Below are 17,139 nucleotides of genomic sequence, written 5' to 3' on the forward strand. Positions count from 1 at the left end.
ACCGACATCGGACATACGTGTGCGCGCACGGACGGCGCGCGCACGGGAACAAGGAAGATCGGAGCAGTCACCATGTCTCGTTTCTCACGTCTTCGCAACGTCGCGACGACCGCCGCCTGCGCCGTCGCCGCGATCGGCATGATCGCCGCGACGGGCGGCTGCGGCGGATCGACGGCGGCGGAAGGGACCGCCGACGATCCGGTCGAGATCACGCTGTGGACCTGGCAATCGACGATCGGCGACTTCGTGAAGGCGTTCGAGAAGACACACCCCGGCATCAAGGTGAAGGTGACGAACGCGGGCGCGAACGAGGACGAATACATGCAGCTCACCAACGCGCTCAACGCGGGCCGTGGCATCCCGGACGTCGTCTACCTCGACTTCAACGCGGTCCACCAGTTCGCGATCTCCGACCAGCTGCGCTCGATGAACGACTTCGGATACTCGTCCATCCGCGGCGATTTCACCAAGGCCGCGCAACGCAATGTCACCGTGAACGGCGAACCGTACGGCCTGCCAATCTCGTCGGGCCCGATGGTGATGTTCTACAACAAGACCGTGTTCGACCAGGCCGGCGTCGCCAAGGCCCCGACCACGTGGGACGAATACCGCGAGGCCGCCGAGAAGATCAAGGACGCCACCGACGGCAAGGCGCATATCACCAACGACACCGGCGACGGCGGCTTCATCACGTCGATGCTCTGGCAGGCCGGCGCGAAGCCGTTCAGCGTGGACGGCACGACTATCGGCGTGGACATGACCGCGAAGCACGTCTCCCGGTTCACCGACCTGTGGCAGGGAATGCTCGACGACGATCTGATCGACGTCTCCACCTCGATGTGGACCGACGACTGGTGGCGCAGGCTCGATGACGGGTCGATCGCGACCGTCCTGACCGGCGCGTGGCTCGTCTCGTCGATGCAGAAGAACCTCACGCGCACCGCCGGGCAATGGCGGATGGCCCCGATGCCGCAGTACACGGCCGGCGCGCACGCGAACGGCGAGAACGGCGGCGGCGCGCTCGCCCTGCCGAAGGGCTCCGACGAGGCGAAGACCAAGGCCGCCTACACGTTCGCCGAATGGTTCGCGCACGGCGACGGCGTGGACGTGAACCTCGAGCAGGGCGGCATCCCGCCGCTCGAATCGGTGCTGGAGGACAAGCGCTGGCTGGCCGAGACCGACGATTTCTTCGGTGGGCAGAAGACGCATGAGACGATCGCCGAGGCCGCGCGCGACGTGACGACCGACTTCGACTACCTGCCGTACATGGCCTACGCGAACTCGATCGCCGTCGATTCGATCGGCCAGGCCTACCATGGCAAGACCACCCTTGCCAAGGCCCTCGTCACCTGGGGCGAATCCCTCAAGACCTACGGCCGTCAGGAAGGCTTCACCGTCAAATAACGGCCGGATAAGGGTCTACGCCCGCCGGCGCTCCCCCACCGAACGGCGCACGATGATCGAGGTATCCACGAGCGACACCTCCGGATCGGCCTCCTCCTCGCAGCGGATGCCGTATTCGGCGAGCTTCGCCATCACCTGCGTATCCGCCGGATTGCGGTAGGCAGCGGACCGCTGCCCGAGCAACCGGTTCACCGCCACCTGCCCGAGCTGCGCGCGCGGGATGCGGATCGTCGTGATCGGCGGCGTCACCACCGGCGCGATCAGCGTGTTGTCGAATCCGATGACGGACACGTCATCCGGCACGACGACGCCGTCGGCGGTCAGACGCAATACGATACCGGCCGCAATCAGATCGTTGTACGTGACGATGGCCGTGGCCGACCCGCCTTCCAACGCGAGCGCCGCCTGATACCCGCCTTCGACGGTCGCGTGGACCGGTCCGATGCGGTTGACCTTGAATCCCATGCGCTGCCCGATGTCGTGCAGGAACCGCCACCGCGACTGGTCCGCCCATGAGGCGGACGGCCCGGCCACATACGTGACGGCCGCATGATGGTATCGCTTGAACAGGCTCAGTGCCCGCACGACGCCGATGCGCGGGTCGGGGATCACACTGGCCACGCCTTCGACCGGACGGTTGAGCACGACCAGCGGCATGCGCCGGGCGTAGTCGCGGATGAAATCGGTGCGCGGCGCGTCGGAGGCGAGGATGACGCCGTCCACCTTCCCGACGAGATGGTCGAGCATCTGCATCGTGCGTTGCGCGGAATCACCGGTCTCGATGACGCTCACCGCGCTGTCCGACTCCATCGCCGCGATCTGCGCGCCCTTGAGGATCTGCGAGGAGACGCCGTCCGCCGTGTCCTTGACGATCATCGCGATCATGCCGCGATTGGACGGCGCAGAGGCGGTGCCGGGCGTCGCGACGTCGCCGCGCGCGGACGCCGGCGAGACGCCGGAACCGGCGCCCGCCGCGGCCCCCGCGTTCCCGGCGCGCGTGCGCGAGGTGGGTCTGCGCCGGTAGCCAAGCCGTTGCGCGACCTCGCGCACATGCTCGGCGGTCTGGAAGTTGATGCGATCGGGGTCGGAGAAGACGCGCGACACGGTCGAGATCGCGACGCCCGCCTCCGCCGCGACGTCGGCCAGCCGCACACGTTTGGTGGCCTTCGGTGCGACCGCCGATGAAGTCGCCGCGACCGCCGGCCCGTTCCCGCCGGCCGCGTCCTTGCTTTCGGTCGATCCGTGCGCCGCCATCGTTCCTCCCATCCGATTCCGTTTCATTGTACAGACCTCGCCCCAATGGCTTGCTTGCGGTCGGGAACCCGTGAAGCCGATCGGGGGTGGTCACGCGACGTACCGCGCGGCCCCCCGATCGGCTTCACGAACGACTCACGCCTGAGCGCGACGCTCGGCGAGGTCGGCCTTGATCTGCTTGAACTTCGCCTCGGTGATCGGGTAGAAGTACATGATCGCGGCGGAAATCACGAAGCCGATGAGCGGCACGAGGCCGGCGGCCAGACGCAGGTTCTCGGCGACGGACGGGTCCTGGGCGACGTTCATGCCGGACTTGTAGCCGGTGAAGGCGAGGATGGCCGGGCCAAGCCAGGAAGTCAGGGCGCCGAACATCTGGCGGAAGAAGCTCAGGCCGGCCATGGCGGCGCCGTCGGTGCGCTTGCCGGTCTTCCACTCGTAGTATTCGACGGTGTCGCCTTCCATACCCCACACGTAGTTGCCGCAGAACTGGGCGCCGATCGCGTTGAGCGCGAGGGCGACGAGGGACAGCCACACGTTGTTCACGAAGATGAACATCACGCCGCCGATCACACCGAGCGCGCAGCCGAGGTACCAGCCGCCCTTCTTGCCGAGGTGACGGGCGATGACCGGGCCGAACGGGGAGGCGACCACGCCGATGGAGGCGTTGATCAGGGTGACGAGCGTGGTGATGAGGGCGAGCGTGCCGGCGTCCACTCCGTTGGCGAGGACCTCCTTGGCGATGATCGGTCCGATGGAGCCGACGCAGGTGGCGATCAGGTAGAAGCCGGTGGCGAAGCACAGGATGAGCAGCGCCGGGTTCTGGACGATGGCCTTGATGGTGTCGATGAAGGAGCTCTTCGGCTGCTCGGGCACGTCGATCTGCTCGATGGTGGTCTTGTACAGGAACACGTAGATGAGCGCGCCGACGAGGCAGAAGATCGAGACGATCGGCAGCATCAGCTTGGCGAGTTCGGACTGGTCCTTGACGGTGTTGATGGCCGGGGCGAGGGTGAAGGTGACGATCAGGCCGAACAGGGCGCCGCCGACCATGCGGGCGGAGGAGAGGCGCTGACGCTCGTTCTGGTCCTGCGTCATCGCACCGAGGAGCGCGCCGTAGGGCACGCCGCCGAGGGCGCCGAACAGCTGGTAGAGCAGGTAAGTGACGATGGCCCACGTGATCTTCAGGGCCATGTCGATGTCGGTCGGGATCGTGTACATGAGGCAGACCGCGACCATCATCGGAACGCCGAAGTAGACGACCAGACGACGGAACTTGCCGTTCTTGTTGGCCTTGACGCGGTCGGCGTAGTTGCCGGCGAGCAGGTAGACGACCGCTTGGAAGAAGCGGGCGAACAGGAAGATGTTGGCGACGATCAGCGGGTTGATGCCGATGTAGACGTAGTAGGTGGCCAGGAACATCGACATCATGCGCCAGCCGATGTTGTTGGCGAAATCGCCCGAGCCGTAGCCGACGATGTTGAGCCAGGTCAGTTTCTTCGGCGTCTTCTTCGCCGGCTGCGCTGTTGCAGTGCTCATCGAGAACTCCTTAGTTCCTTCTCATGGGTTCCATGTCCGGCTCGGTTGGGACGGCGCCGATTCTTCGCTTCATCGATTCTTCGGCTCCGCCGCCGTTCCGGACGACGAGTCACAACCTAATCCCGCACGCCGTTTGCCGTTTTTGCCAACCTTGTTCTTGCCACGATTTGCCGCTTTTTGCCATCAGCCGGGCCGTGCGCTCTCACAAAGACACAACGCAAAAAGAAACCCGGCGGGGAGAAACCGCCGGGTGAGAGAGAAGAGAGAAGAAGGGTTCAGTTATGGGGTTCGGGAAGAACCTCGCCAGTGATATTCACTTCGGGAAGGACTCCCAACCGCTGACATGTTTTAGTAAACCGTCCCTCCCTTGGAGGAACGATGCGCGTTCCTGAGAAACCTCTGAGCACTATGTGACGGTTTTGTAACCGCTTAGCATCGGCCCGGCACGCAGACGCGTGGCCCCCTCTGACGAGGGGACCACGCAAAACGGGGCTACTCGGCCTTTTCTTCGGCGGCGAGCTTGGCCTTTTCGGCGGCGAGGCGCTCGGCCTCGGCGGCGCGACGGGCGGCGAGCGCCTCGTCGAAGCGGGCGAGCTCCTCCTCGACGGCCTCCTTCGGGATCTTCGCGAAGATCGGCGTCGGCTTGGCGACGGGCGCGCCCACCTCGATCGGCTCGCTCTCCCACGGGTGCACGGTCTCGCCGAGCTTGTAGTCGCCGGTGATGATCGGGTACTTGAAGCCCGGCTTGTCGAGGTCCTCGACCTCTTCAAGGCGCGGCAGCGGCGAGAACACGCCCTTGCCGCCCAGGGCCTCCCACACCTTCTGCGAGGCGTGCGGCAGGAACGGGGCGAGCAGGTGGTTCGCGTCGGAAACGGCCTGCGCGGCCACGTGCAGCACGGTGCCCAGTCGCTTCTCGTCGTCCTTGATCTTCCACGGCTCGGTCGCGGAGATGTACTTGTTGATGTCGCCGACCACGCGCATCGCCTCGATGAGGCCCGCCTTCTGGTGGTGGTTCTCGATGAAGCCGCCGACCGTGGCGAACGCGCCGCGCGTCTCGTCGAGCAGGGCGCGGTCCTCGTCGGTCATCGAATCCTCGTCGAGCGCCGGGATCTCGCCGAAGTTCTTGGCGATGAGGTTGGCGACGCGGTTGACCAGGTTGCCCCACGAGGAGGCGAGCTCCTCGTTGTTGTGGCGCACGAACTCGGCCCACGTGAAGTCGGAGTCGGAGCTTTCCGGGCCGGCGATCGAGATGTAGTAGCGCACCGCGTCCACCGGGTAGCGGGAGAGGATGTCCTTGACGTAGATGACGATGCCGCGCGAGGAGGAGAACTTCTTGCCTTCCATCGTCATGAACTCGGAGGCGACGACCTGCTCGGGCATGTTCAGCGGGCCGAGCTTGCCGGTCTCGCCGCCCTTGGAGCCCTGGCCGTTGTAGGCGAGCATCTCGGAGGGCCAGATCTGGGAGTGGAACGTGATGTTGTCCTTGCCCATGAAGTAGTAGGCCGGGCAGGACGGGTCGTTCCACCACTGGCGCCACAGCTCCGGGTCGCCCTGACGGCGCGCCCACTCGATCGAGGCGGACAGGTAGCCGATCACCGCGTCGAACCACACGTACAGCTTCTTGTTCGGGTTGTCGATCCAGCCCTTCACCGGAACCGGGATGCCCCAGTCGATGTCGCGGGTGATGGCGCGCGGCTTGACCTCCTTGAACAGGCCCTTGGAGAAGTTGATGACGTTGGTGCGCCATCCTTCACGCGTGTTCAGCCAGGCGAGGTTCGCCTCGGCGAGCGCCGGCAGGTCGAGGAAGTAGTGTTCGGTCTCCTCGAAGCGCGGCGTCTCGCCGTTGATCTTGGAGACGGGGTTGATGAGCTCGTCCGGATCGAGCTCGTTGCCGCAGGCGTCGCACTGGTCGCCGCGCGCGCCCTCGGCATGGCAGATCGGGCACTCGCCCTCGATGTAACGGTCCGGCAGGGTGCGGCCGGTGGACGGGGAGATCGCCACCTGCTGCGTGCCCTTGTAGATGTAGCCGTTCTTCAGGCACTGCGTGAACATCTCCTGCACCACGTGCTCGTGGTTGCCGGTGGTGGTACGCGTGAACAGGTCGTAGCTCAGACCCAGGTCGCACAGATCCTTGGCGATCACGCGGTTGTAGCGGTTCGCGAGCTCCTGCGCGGTCAGGCCCTCCTTCTCCGCCTCGACGAGGATCGGGGTGCCGTGCTCGTCCGTGCCGGAGACCATCAGCACGTCGTTGCCCTTCATGCGTTCGTAGCGGGCGTACACGTCGGAGGGGACGCCGAAACCGGCCACGTGACCGATATGGCGGGGGCCGTTCGCATACGGCCATGCAACATTCACCAGAATATGACTCATAAGACCGAATTATCCGGCGCGCCGGGGACACGCCGGGATGTGGATAACCGTTCGCCCATCCACCGGATCATCCACCTCGCGCGGGTACGGTCGCGCACGATTGGCGCGCACGCCGCGCACGCCCTACCGTATGGTCATGGAACCTTCAACGACGACCACACCGCCATCATCCGCATCCCCGCCGCCCGCGCTGCGCACCACCCCGCTCGTGCCGGCGATCCTGCGCGAACGCGACCTGCCCGGGCCGATGAGCCTCAGCCGGCTCGCCACCGACGGCACGATCACCACGCTGGACGACCTGGAGAGCGGCTACTGGTCGGAGCACGCGGCCACCCTCTACGGCCGCGCCTCGATCGTGCACCGGCTCATCCCGCATTCCACGGTGGCGTGCGCGCTCACCGCCATGTGGGTGTGGATGGGCGGCGACTTCCCGCGCACGCTCGACGTGCTGTCGCGGTCGCATTTCCGCATGCGGCATTTCGGGCACCGGATCCGCGCGTTCACGCGCAAGGTCATGCCGAACCATCTCGTCACGATCGGCAATCTGCGCGTCACCGATCCGACGCGCACCGCCTGCGACGTCGCGTCATTGCTCGTCACCTCCACGCATCCGAACGAATACGCGGACAAGGTCGTCGACTTCATGGACGCCTACGATTTCACTCCCGACGACTGCATCACGATCCTCGACGAGAATCCGTGCATGTCCACCACGCCGCGCGCACGCGCGTTCTTCACCGGCGTGCGTCATTCGTACGATCATCGCCGCGTCAAGGTCGCGCCATGAACCGCGCGCGACCGTCGCGGCGACTGCGCTCGCTCGACCGCGCCGACCGGCTCAGACGCCTGGCGCGGGCGGCGGCCGACGCCGCCCACGCGACGGCGCTGGAACCGCCCGAACCGCCACTCGTGCTCACGCCGATGGTGGCCGCCGACCCGGCGACGGACATGGACGTGCTGTGGCATATCGCGCGCACCGCGCCGGAACTGCGCCGATGGCTGGTCGCGAATCCGAAAGCGGACGCGGCGCTGCTCGAATACGTCTCGCAGGCCGGCGGGCCGGGCGTCAAACGCGCGCTCACCGTCCTGCTGGAATCGCTGGATGAGCTGGAGGCGCGGAACGTTACTGCTTGATGGCGAGGACGGCCTGGTAGACCTGCTTGCGGTTGGCGAGCGTGCCGTCGGGCAGCGGATGTTCGCCGACGACCTGCGTGATCGCCTCCTTGATGCGCAGGCCGTCCTCGAGCGCGCGGTCGATGGCGAGCACGGCCAAATCCTCGACGGACAGCGTACTCGGCGCGACGGCGGCCGCCTCCTCGTCGGAGGCGCCGGCGACGACGAGCACCATCTCGCCGCGCGGCGGATCGTCGTGCACGCTGTCGCGGATTTCGGCGATCGTGCCGCGGCGGATCTGCTCGTAGTCCTTGGTGAGCTCACGGCACAGGGCCATGCGGCGGTCCGGGCCGAACGCATCGAGCAGATCGTCCATCGAATCGTCGATGCGGTGCAGCGTCTCATAGAACACGATCGTGCGGCGTTCGCCCTGCAGCATGCGCAGATGCTGCACGCGTTCGGAATGTTTGCGCGGCAGGAAGCCCTCGTAGCAGAAGCGGTCGGTGGGCAGGCCGGACAGGGCGAGCGCGTCGAGCACGGCGGACGGACCGGGCGCGCAGGTGACCGGCAGGCCGCGTTCGATGGCGCGGCGCACGATCGCCAGGCCCGGGTCGTTGATCGTGGGCATGCCCGCGTCGGAGACGACGAGCACGGTCGCGCCGGTCTCCACGTTGTCGAGCAGGCCGTCGGCCTTGTCGCGCTCGTTGTGGTCATGGTAGGCGACGACGCGGCCGTTCACGTGCACGCCGAGACGGTTCGCGAGATCGTAGAGGCGGCGCGTGTCCTCGGCGGCGACGATGTCGGCGTGCTCGAGCAGCGCGCGCAGGCGTGCGGACGCGTCGCCGACGTTGCCGATCGGGGTGGCGGCGAGCACCACGGTGCCGGCCGGGATGGTGACGGCGACGGCACCCGCGTCCGCCGCGCCCGTGCCTGCGCTCTCGGTCGATTCGTTCACGTTCACATCCGCTGCATTGGTCATGCCTCCAGTATCCCCCACCCCCTCGGACGCATGCTCCGCCCAATGCCACCGCCCTGAGTAATGTGCATCACGGAACCGAAACACGCCGGAAGAGCGAAGAACAGAAAGAGAGCCGTCGAAAGTGCGAACGATATGGTGCGTGTTCACCCGCGACCTGACGCGCATCCTGCGCAACCCGGTCGCCGTGGTGGTCACCTTGGGCGTGGCGATCATCCCATCGCTGTACGCATGGTTCAACATCCTCGCGAACTGGGACCCATACTCCGCCACCGGCAACATCCAGGTCGCAATCGTGAACAACGACAAAGGCACCAGCTCGCCGCTCGTCGGCGAACTGAACGCGGGCAGGCAGGTCGTCACGCAGCTCAAACGCAACCACCAGCTCGGCTGGCGGTTCGTCGACGAGACGGACGCGTTCAACGGCATGCAGACGGGCGACTACTACGCGGCCATCGTCCTGCCGAAGGACTTCAGCGCGAAGCTCGTCGGCGCGCTCGCTAATCCGAAGCAGCGTCCGAAGATCACGTACTACGTGAACGAGAAGAAGAACGCGATCGCGCCGAAGATCACCGATTCGGGCGCGACCACGATCGACGAGCAGATTAATCAGACGTTCGTCACGACCGTCGGCAACACCGTCGCGAAGGCCGTGACCGACGCGGGGCGCGACCTGAGCGACGCGACGGGCTCGACGCAGCGCGACGTGATCGCGACGCTCGACACCGTGGCCGGCGACATCCGCGACGTGAACGCGGCGCTCGACGACATCGCGACCACGCTCGACCAGTCGGACGGCACGATCGCGAGCGCGAACGACACGCTCGCCTCGCTCCAGCAGTCGATCGCCGCCGCGCAACGCACGTCCTCGCAGTCGGGCACGCTGCTCGCGCAGGCGCAGACCTCCTCGCAGCAGCTCTCCACGACGATGGTCGGCGCGCTCGACCAAGGGTCGGCCGGGCTGAGCGGCATCGGCGTGAAGGTGAACACGGCGGCCGGCGACGCGACCGGCACGCTCAACAGCACGCAGGAGGCCGTCAACCAGATCCACACCTCGGTCTCCGCCTCGCTCGACCAGGCGTCGGCCGCCGTCGACGCGCTCAAGAAGACGCTGCGCGACCACGGCATCGACGAGAACACCAGCGATCCGGACGGGCAGCGCATCTGGCAGCAGGTGAACGCGCTGGGCGACGCGGTCGCCAAGCAACAGCAGCAGGCCGACGACTTCCAGAAGGACGCGACCGCGTTCATCGACGGCGGCAAGAAGGCGGCCGGCTCCCTGTCCGATACGACCGGCAAGGCCGTGGGCGACGGCATCACCGGACTGTCCAACGCGCGCGGCACGCTCACCGGCACGGTCATGCCGAACCTCAACACATCGCTGAACTCATTCGGCGCGCTCAACGGCACGATGTCGGGCACGCTCGTCTCGCTCGCCGACACGGCCACGCAGACCCAGGGCCTGCTCGACCAGCTGTCCGGCACGCTCACGCAGACCAAGCAGACCGTGACGAGCACGCACGATTCGCTCGACCAGCTCATCGGCGACGTGACCGGCGTCCGCACCGACGTGGCGGCGCTCGACAGCTCCGCCGCGTACACGGCCGTGAAGGACGCGCTGCATCTGGACGACAAGGAGTTCGGCAAGTTCATGGGATCGCCGGTCACGCTCAACACGCGCACCGTGTATCCGATGGACAACTACGGCTCGTCGGTCACGCCGTTCTACACGAACCTCGCCCTGTGGGTGGGCGGCTTCGTGCTCATCGCGATCTACAAGCTGGAGGTGGACCGCGAGTCGCGCGAGTCCGGAGAAGCGGCGGGAGAAGCGACCGGCGCGGCGGCCGGTGCCGCGGCCGAGGAGCTGCGCGGCATGACTTCCACGCAGGCGTATCTGGGCCGGTGGCTGCTGCTCGTCGCGATCGGATTCCTGCAGGCGCTGATCGTGACCGTCGGCAATCTGGTGATCGGCATCCAATGCGCGCATCCGCTGCTGTTCGTCCTCGCCGGCGTCTGGTGTTCGTTCGTGTACGTGAACATCATCTACGCGTTGGCGGTCGCGTTCCGTCACATCGGCAAGGCGGTGGCGGTGATCCTCGTCATCGTGCAGATCCCGGGCGCGTCCGGCCTGTACCCGATCGAGCTGATGCCGAACTTCTTCCGCGAACTGCACCCTTGGCTGCCGTTCACCTACGGCATCAACGCGATGCGCGGCCCGATCGGCGGCATGTACGCGAACCACTACTGGCTCGACATGCTGCACCTCTTCTACTACGTGCCGGCGGCGCTGTTCGTCGGACTCGTCGTGCGCCGGTACGCGATGAACCTCAACGCGCTGTTCGACCGTCGTCTCGGCGACACCGACCTGATGATCACCGAACATGATTCGATGGTCAACGAGCGGGTGAGCCTCTCCTCCGCGTTCCGCGTCGCCTCCGACTCCTCGCAGGGCATGCGCGAGCTGATCGAGCGCCGCGCGCACCGCTTCTTCGACCGCTACCCGCGGATGATCGTCGCCGGCCTCGTGCTGCTCACCGTGCTGCCGATCGCGTTCCTCATGCTGCTGTTCTTCACGCAGGCGAAGATCGCGATGCTGTCGGCGTGGATCCTGTCGATCATCGTCATCGACGTGTATCTCATCGTCGTCGAATACACGCGCGAAAGCTACGCGCAGCAGGTGGGCGTCGGCGCAATGACGTCCGAACAGTTCCGCGACGTGATGCTCGACGGCTACATGTGGCGGCGCAAGCGCGCGGCACGCGGCGCAGGCGCGGCCGCGACCGACGCAACCGACGCAACCGACTCCGACTCCGCGAAGGGAGACGAACGATGAGGAACATCTGGCGCATCTTCGCACGCGACGTGCGGCAGGCCACGCGCAACGTGATCGCGATCATCGTGGCGGTGGGCCTCGTCATCGTGCCCGCGCTGTACGCGTGGTACAACATCGCGGCGAGCTGGGACCCGTACGGCAACACGAAGGCGCTCAAGGTCGCCGTCGCGAACACCGACAAGGGCTACAAGTCCGATCTGATGCCGGTGCGCATCAACGTGGGCGAGACGGTGACGAGCGCACTCAGGGCCAACCACCAGCTCGACTGGCAGTTCGTCGACAAGGACAAGGCCATCGACGGCGTGTACTCCGGCGAATACTATGCGGCGCTCGTCATCCCGAAATCGTTCAGCGCCGACATGATGACGCTGTTCTCGCCGACCATCCGTCACGCGCGGCTCGACTACTACCTCAACGCGAAGATCAACCCGATCGCGCCGCACATCACCGATCAGGGCGCGGGCACGGTCGCCACGACCATCGACCAGACCTTCGCGAAGACCCTCGGACAGGTGGCGCTGGGACTCGCCTCCAACGTCGCCGGCTACGCGGACAGCCCGCAGATGCAGCAGTACGTGGAGAACGCGACCGGGCACATCACCACGATGTCCGCGCGGCTGAAGACCGCATCCGCGCAGGCGAACTCCTACGCGCAGCTGCTCGCCGCCGCCGACGGCATCATCGACTCGACGGACCGGATGCTCGGCTCCGCCGGCACGCAGGGCGACGCCGCGAAACAGGCGCTCGAACAGGGTTCGCAGGGCGCGCAGTCGCTCGTCAAGGCGATGAACGGCGCGTCGGGCGGCGTCGCCGACGCGCTGAAGCAGGCCGGCGGCGCCTATGACTCCATCAGCGAACAGATCGACAAGGCGTTCGACGACGAGGACACGCAGAACGGCAAGGTCGCGGACACGCTCACCAAACTGCAGCAGCAGGTGAGCGCGCAGGCCGCGGCGTACGGCGATTACGCGACCGCGCTGCGCGCCATGGCCGACACGGCCGGCGCAAGCGGCGACGCCGACGGCAAGGCGCTGCAGGACGCGCTCAACGCGGCGGCCGATCAGGCGGTGGACACGCAGAACGCGCTCAACGCCGCCGCCGGCACGCTCGGCGAGGCGGCGAAGCAGGCGTCCGACGGCAAGGCCGGACTCGACGCGACGCGACGCGATCTGCAGGCGCAGATCGCGGCCGCGCGCAAGTCCGTCACCGACGCGGCCGACACGTACCGGTCCACGCTGAAGCCGCAGATCGACGCGCTCACTTCGTCGATGGACGACATGGTCTCGCAGGCCAGCGGCGTGGTCGACGGCCTCGCCGCGACCACGGCCAGCGTGCGTGGCCTGTCCGGCGGCATCTCGAACAGTCTGGCGGACGTGCGCACCGCGTTGGGCGACGTCGCCTCGACGCTCGACAAGGCGGCGGCGAAGCTCGACGATCTGAACGCGAAGTTCGCGAGCGCGGTGAGCGGGGGCGGCAGCGATTCCGGTTCCGGCGATTCCGGTTCCGGCGCCAAGGCGGACCTGTCCGCGGTCGCGTCCTCCGATCCGGACACGATCGCCACGATCCTCTCCGCGCCGGTCTCCCTCGACCGCGAGGCCATCTACCCGATCGCGAACTACGGGTCCGCGATGGCGCCGTTCTACACGATCCTCGCGATTTGGGTGGGCGCGATCATCCTCGTCGCGATGCTCAAGGTGGCAATCTCCGACCATGAGAAGGCGAAGATCCTGGGACTCGGCAACGTGCTGCCGCTCGGCGAGGACGTGGGTCTGCGCGACGCGGTGATCATCGGGCGCACGGCCGGCCCGGGCGCGATGCTCGACGTGCTGCGCAAGCCGCATTCGGAATCGCCCGGCAACGCGCGACGGTTCGGATTGCGCATGCATCAGGAGTATTTCGGGCGCTACATGCTGTTCGGCGTGCTCGCGCTCATGCAGGGCACGCTCGTCTGCCTGGGCGACCTGCTGTATCTGGGCGTGCAGTGCGAGCATCCAATCCGGTTCATGATGGTCGGATGGCTGGCGGCGATCGTGTTCTCGAACATCGTGTACACGCTGACCGTCTCGTTCGGCGACATCGGCAAGGCGATCGCCGTGGTGCTGCTCGTCATGCAGGTGGCCGGCTCGGGCGGCACGTTCCCCATCGAGACGCTGCCGCCGTTCTTCCAGGTGGTCTCGCACTGGCTGCTGTTCCCGTACGCGGTGGACGCGATGCACTCGGCCATGGCCGGCGCCTACGGCATGGAGTACTGGGTGGCGATGGGCAAGCTCGCGCTGTTCCTCGTGCCCTCGCTCGTGCTCGGCCTGGTGCTGCGCAAGCCCGTGATCCGCCTCAACGACTGGGTCATCCGCAACCTCGAAAGCACGAAGGTGATGTAGCGGGCCGCAAACGGGCCAAGACCGAAGCGGGCCAAACGGGCCAAACGGATCAAACAGCTCAAACGGCGGGAGGCCGGTGCCATGACGGCATCGGCCTCCTCTTTTCCCCGCGAAACCGCTACTTGAGCGCTTGAGCACTACTCGAGCACTACTTCAGCGCCTTGCCGGCGGAGCCGAGCTCCTGGCAGGCCTCGACGACGCGCGCGGCCATCGAGGTCTCCGCCTCGCGGCCCCACGAACGCGGATCGTAGAACTTCTTATTACCGACCTCGCCGTCGATCTTGAGCACCGCATCATAGTGCTCGAACATGTGGCCGGCCACCGCGCGCGTGAACGCGTACTGGGTGTCGGTGTCGACGTTCATCTTGACGACGCCGTGGCTGACCGCCTCGGCGATCTCCTCCGGGCGGGAGCCGGAGCCGCCGTGGAACACGAGCGCGAACGGCTTGCCGGCCGGGAAGTCGACCGCGCCGGCGGCGGAGGCCACGCGGCCGTCGACCACGGCGGTGGCGACCTCGCGCTGGATGTCGCCGAGCAGGTCCGGGCGCAGCTTCACGAAGCCCGGCTTGTACGCGCCATGCACGTTGCCGAACGTGAACGCGGCCATGTAGCGGCCGCGCTCGCCGAGGCCCAGTCGCTGCGCGACCTTCACGCCGTCGGCCGGCGTCGAGTACAGCTTGTCGTTGATCTCGTGGCTGTGGCCGTCCTCCTCGCCGCCGACCGCGCCGATCTCGATCTCGAGCACGGTGTGCGCCTTGACGGACTTGTCGAGCAGTTCCTCGGCGATGTCGAGGTTCTCGTCGAGCGGCACGGTGGAGCCGTCCCACATGTGCGACTGGAAGGTCGGCTCCTTGCCGTGCGCGACCTCGTCGGCCTCGTGCGCGAGCAGCGGGCGCACCCACTCGTCGAGGTACTGCTTGGCGCAGTGGTCGGTGTGGAGCGCGACGGTGATGTTCGGGTACTTCTTCGCGACCTCGTGCGCGAACGCGGCGAACGCCAGCGAACCGGTGACGCGATCGTTCACGCTCTGGCCGGAGAAGTAGGCGGAGCCGCCGACGGACACCTGGATGATGCCGTCGGATTCGGCTTCGGCGAAGCCCTGCAGAGCGGCGTTCAGGGTCTGCGTGCTCGTCACGTTGATGGCGGGGTACGCGTATCCGCCGCGACGTGCGGCGTCGAGCATTTCAGCATAACGTTCGGGAGTTGCGATAGTCATACGGCCATTATCGCGCCGCCGCCCGGAACACGCACGCCGGGTGATCATTCCCCGCTGTGAATTCCCGCACAAGTCATGCCCCCGTCGCCTCACGTCCACATGCCCCGCACAAGTGCCCCCTTAGGGGGAGCTGGCTGGTATTCAATCGGTGGCACTGGGAGTCGGTGCATGCGCCCCCTTCAGGGGGAGCTGGCGGCCGAAGGCCGACTGAGGGGGTCTCCCGCGCCCCAATCCGCGAGATAATAGGGAACCATGACCGATACCACTACCCAACCCACACCCGAAACCGCAACCTCCGCCCTCACCCCCGCCGCGCTCGACGCCTACTCCGCCGACTTCAACGCCTCCCGCACGAACCGCGTGGCCGCGACCGCCGCGACCAGCGCCGGCGTGCTCAAGGCCGCGACCGACTACCGCGGCCTGCGCGCGCTGCCCCGCGACGATTTCTCGATCGAGCTCAAGCAGGGCTCGATCACCGCGCAGGAGCATTCCGGCCGTTGCTGGATGTTCGCGAGCCTCAACACGCTCCGCCACGATGTGATCCGCCGCTGGAACCTCGACGATTTCGAGTTCTCGGAGACCTACCTGTTCTTCTACGACAAGATCGAGAAGTCGAACTTCTATCTGGATCAGGTGCTGGCCACGCTCGACGAGCCGACCGATTCGCGCCTGTTCCAGGCGATCAACGACTATCCGGCGGACGACGGCGGCTGGTGGCAGATGTTCGCCTCGCTCGCCGCGAAGTATGGTCTGGTGCCGAAGTCCGCGTACCTGGAGACCGCGAATTCCCGCGATTCGGACGCGTTCACGCAATATCTCAACGCGAAGTTGCGTGAGTTCGCGCTCGAGCTGCGCACACGTCACGCGGCGGGCGAGTCCGCCGCCGCGTTGCGTGCGCGCGTGCGCGAGCAGATGGACGACGTGTACCGTATCGTCGCCGTCGCGCTCGGCGAGCCGCCGAAGACGTTCGATTGGACGGCGCGTCAGAAGGATGACGACGATGATGCGGACGATGCGAAGAAGGATTCCGGCGACGCCGCGACGAAGTCCGATGGCAAGAAGCCCGATGACGGGTTCGTGAAGGGCAGACTGATCAGCGAGCACGGCATCACGCCGCTCGACTTCTACGCGAAGTACGTCAAGCAGGATCTCGACGATTACGTGGGCGTGGTGAACGCGCCGATGGCGCGCACGCCGTTCGGCCGCCTGTACCGTCTCGCGCACACGGGCAACGTGGTCGGCGGGCACCCGATCGAGTTCGCGAACGTGGAGATGAGCGTGTTCAAGAAGGCGATCATCGACCAGTTGAAGAGCGGGCGTCCGGTGTGGTTCGCGTGCGACTGCGAGCAGTTCTCGCTGCGCGGCGAGGGCGTGTTCAGCCGCGACGTGGTGCGTGTGGAGGACCTGTTCGGCATCGAGTACACGATGGGCAAGGGCGATCGTCTCGAGTACGGCGTGAGCCCGTCGAACCACGCGATGACCCTGCTCGGCGTGAACCTCGACGCGGACGGCAAGCCGAACCGCTGGAAGATCGAGAACAGCTGGGGCAAGGACGCGGGCCGCGACGGCTACTTCGTCGCATCCGACGCCTGGTTCGACGAATACGTGAACGAGGCCACGATCCACACGAGCGTGCTCGACGAGCCCACGCGCCGGATCTTCACGACCGAGCCGGTCCCCGTGCAGCCCTGGGAGCCAATCTCCCGCGCCACCCGCTGCGCATAACCCCCGCTGCGCATCAACAACCCCACCTCTCCCCAACCAACATTCCCATGGTGCGGCAAACTTCCCATGGTGCGGTGCTCAAAAACCGCATGATTCCGGGGTTGTGGAGGAAATGTGTTACCGCACCATGGGTGCAGTGGGGCATGCAAACGGGGCGTAACGCAACGGGCCGGCGGGATTCCGCCGGCCCGTGACTGGAGCGGATGACGGGAGTCGAACCCGCCTTTAAAGCTTGGGAAGCTTTCGTTCTACCGATGAACTACATCCGCAAGGGTGCGTCTTTTGGACGCGAGCCACCAGTGTAAACGCGCCGCCCGACGTGATACCCCGCCGT

General features: G+C 66.5%; 11 protein-coding genes and 1 tRNA gene. 6 read left to right on the top strand and 6 right to left on the bottom strand.

Features of this window, described 5'->3' with window-relative positions:
* Nucleotides 1–72 precede the first annotated feature (72 nt).
* The gene (locus tag AC1AYP_RS03710; RefSeq protein WP_476502295.1) at nt 73–1,404 is read left to right on the top strand and encodes an ABC transporter substrate-binding protein; all 1,332 of its coding nucleotides are present in this window, start codon (nt 73–75) and stop codon (nt 1,402–1,404) included.
* A 15-nt stretch (nt 1,405–1,419) separates the two neighbouring features.
* Here the strand turns inward: AC1AYP_RS03710 and AC1AYP_RS03715 are convergent, their stop codons facing one another.
* The 3 genes from AC1AYP_RS03715 to metG form a co-directional block, all read right to left on the bottom strand.
* On the bottom strand, nt 1,420–2,670 hold the full coding sequence (locus tag AC1AYP_RS03715) for a LacI family DNA-binding transcriptional regulator (protein ID WP_476502294.1): 1,251 nt from the start codon (nt 2,668–2,670) through the stop codon (nt 1,420–1,422).
* A 123-nt stretch (nt 2,671–2,793) separates the two neighbouring features.
* Entirely contained in the window at nt 2,794–4,194 is a 1,401-nt protein-coding gene (locus AC1AYP_RS03720) for an MFS transporter (protein ID WP_476502293.1), read from the bottom strand.
* A gap of 492 nt (nt 4,195–4,686) precedes the next feature.
* On the bottom strand, nt 4,687–6,564 hold the full coding sequence (gene metG, locus AC1AYP_RS03725; RefSeq protein WP_476502292.1) for a methionine--tRNA ligase: 1,878 nt from the start codon (nt 6,562–6,564) through the stop codon (nt 4,687–4,689).
* A 136-nt stretch (nt 6,565–6,700) separates the two neighbouring features.
* Between metG and AC1AYP_RS03730 the strand changes: the two genes are divergently transcribed.
* Both AC1AYP_RS03730 and AC1AYP_RS03735 read left to right on the top strand, forming a co-directional pair.
* Nucleotides 6,701–7,351, top strand: a complete 651-nt coding sequence (locus AC1AYP_RS03730; RefSeq protein ID WP_476502291.1) for a hypothetical protein — start codon at nt 6,701–6,703, stop codon at nt 7,349–7,351.
* Nucleotides 7,348–7,698 carry a variant leucine-rich repeat-containing protein gene (locus AC1AYP_RS03735; RefSeq protein WP_476502290.1) on the top strand — a complete coding sequence of 117 codons (351 nt, stop codon included), beginning with the start codon at nt 7,348–7,350 and terminating at the stop codon, nt 7,696–7,698. The genes AC1AYP_RS03730 and AC1AYP_RS03735 overlap by 4 nt, the downstream gene beginning before the upstream one ends.
* Here the strand turns inward: AC1AYP_RS03735 and rsmI are convergent.
* Nucleotides 7,688–8,656 carry a 16S rRNA (cytidine(1402)-2'-O)-methyltransferase gene (gene rsmI, locus AC1AYP_RS03740; protein WP_476502289.1) on the bottom strand — a complete coding sequence of 323 codons (969 nt, stop codon included), beginning with the start codon at nt 8,654–8,656 and terminating at the stop codon, nt 7,688–7,690. The two genes, AC1AYP_RS03735 and rsmI, sit on opposite strands and share 11 nt — an antisense overlap.
* Nucleotides 8,657–8,777: 121 nt before the next feature.
* Here rsmI and AC1AYP_RS03745 point away from each other — a divergent pair, with 121 nt between their 5' ends.
* Both AC1AYP_RS03745 and AC1AYP_RS03750 read left to right on the top strand, forming a co-directional pair.
* Nucleotides 8,778–11,486, top strand: a complete 2,709-nt coding sequence (locus AC1AYP_RS03745) for a YhgE/Pip family protein (RefSeq protein ID WP_476502288.1) — start codon at nt 8,778–8,780, stop codon at nt 11,484–11,486.
* The gene (locus tag AC1AYP_RS03750; protein ID WP_476502287.1) at nt 11,483–13,864 is read left to right on the top strand and encodes a YhgE/Pip family protein; all 2,382 of its coding nucleotides are present in this window, start codon (nt 11,483–11,485) and stop codon (nt 13,862–13,864) included. The genes AC1AYP_RS03745 and AC1AYP_RS03750 overlap by 4 nt, the downstream gene beginning before the upstream one ends.
* Before the next feature lie 148 nt (nt 13,865–14,012).
* Here AC1AYP_RS03750 and fbaA read toward each other — a convergent pair whose 3' ends face one another.
* Entirely contained in the window at nt 14,013–15,080 is a 1,068-nt protein-coding gene (fbaA, locus tag AC1AYP_RS03755) for a class II fructose-bisphosphate aldolase (RefSeq protein WP_476502286.1), read from the bottom strand.
* 252 nt (nt 15,081–15,332) lie between these two features.
* On the opposite strand from fbaA, the gene AC1AYP_RS03760 reads away from it, so the two are divergent.
* Nucleotides 15,333–16,805 (top strand): C1 family peptidase, encoded by a 1,473-nt coding sequence (locus AC1AYP_RS03760; protein WP_476546787.1) that lies wholly within the window; start codon nt 15,333–15,335, stop codon nt 16,803–16,805.
* A gap of 195 nt (nt 16,806–17,000) precedes the next feature.
* Here AC1AYP_RS03760 and AC1AYP_RS03765 read toward each other — a convergent pair.
* Nucleotides 17,001–17,074 (bottom strand) — tRNA-Gly (locus AC1AYP_RS03765).
* Between the last annotated feature and the right edge of the window lie 65 nt (nt 17,075–17,139).

The organism is Bifidobacterium sp. LH_424 (genome assembly GCF_056356895.1).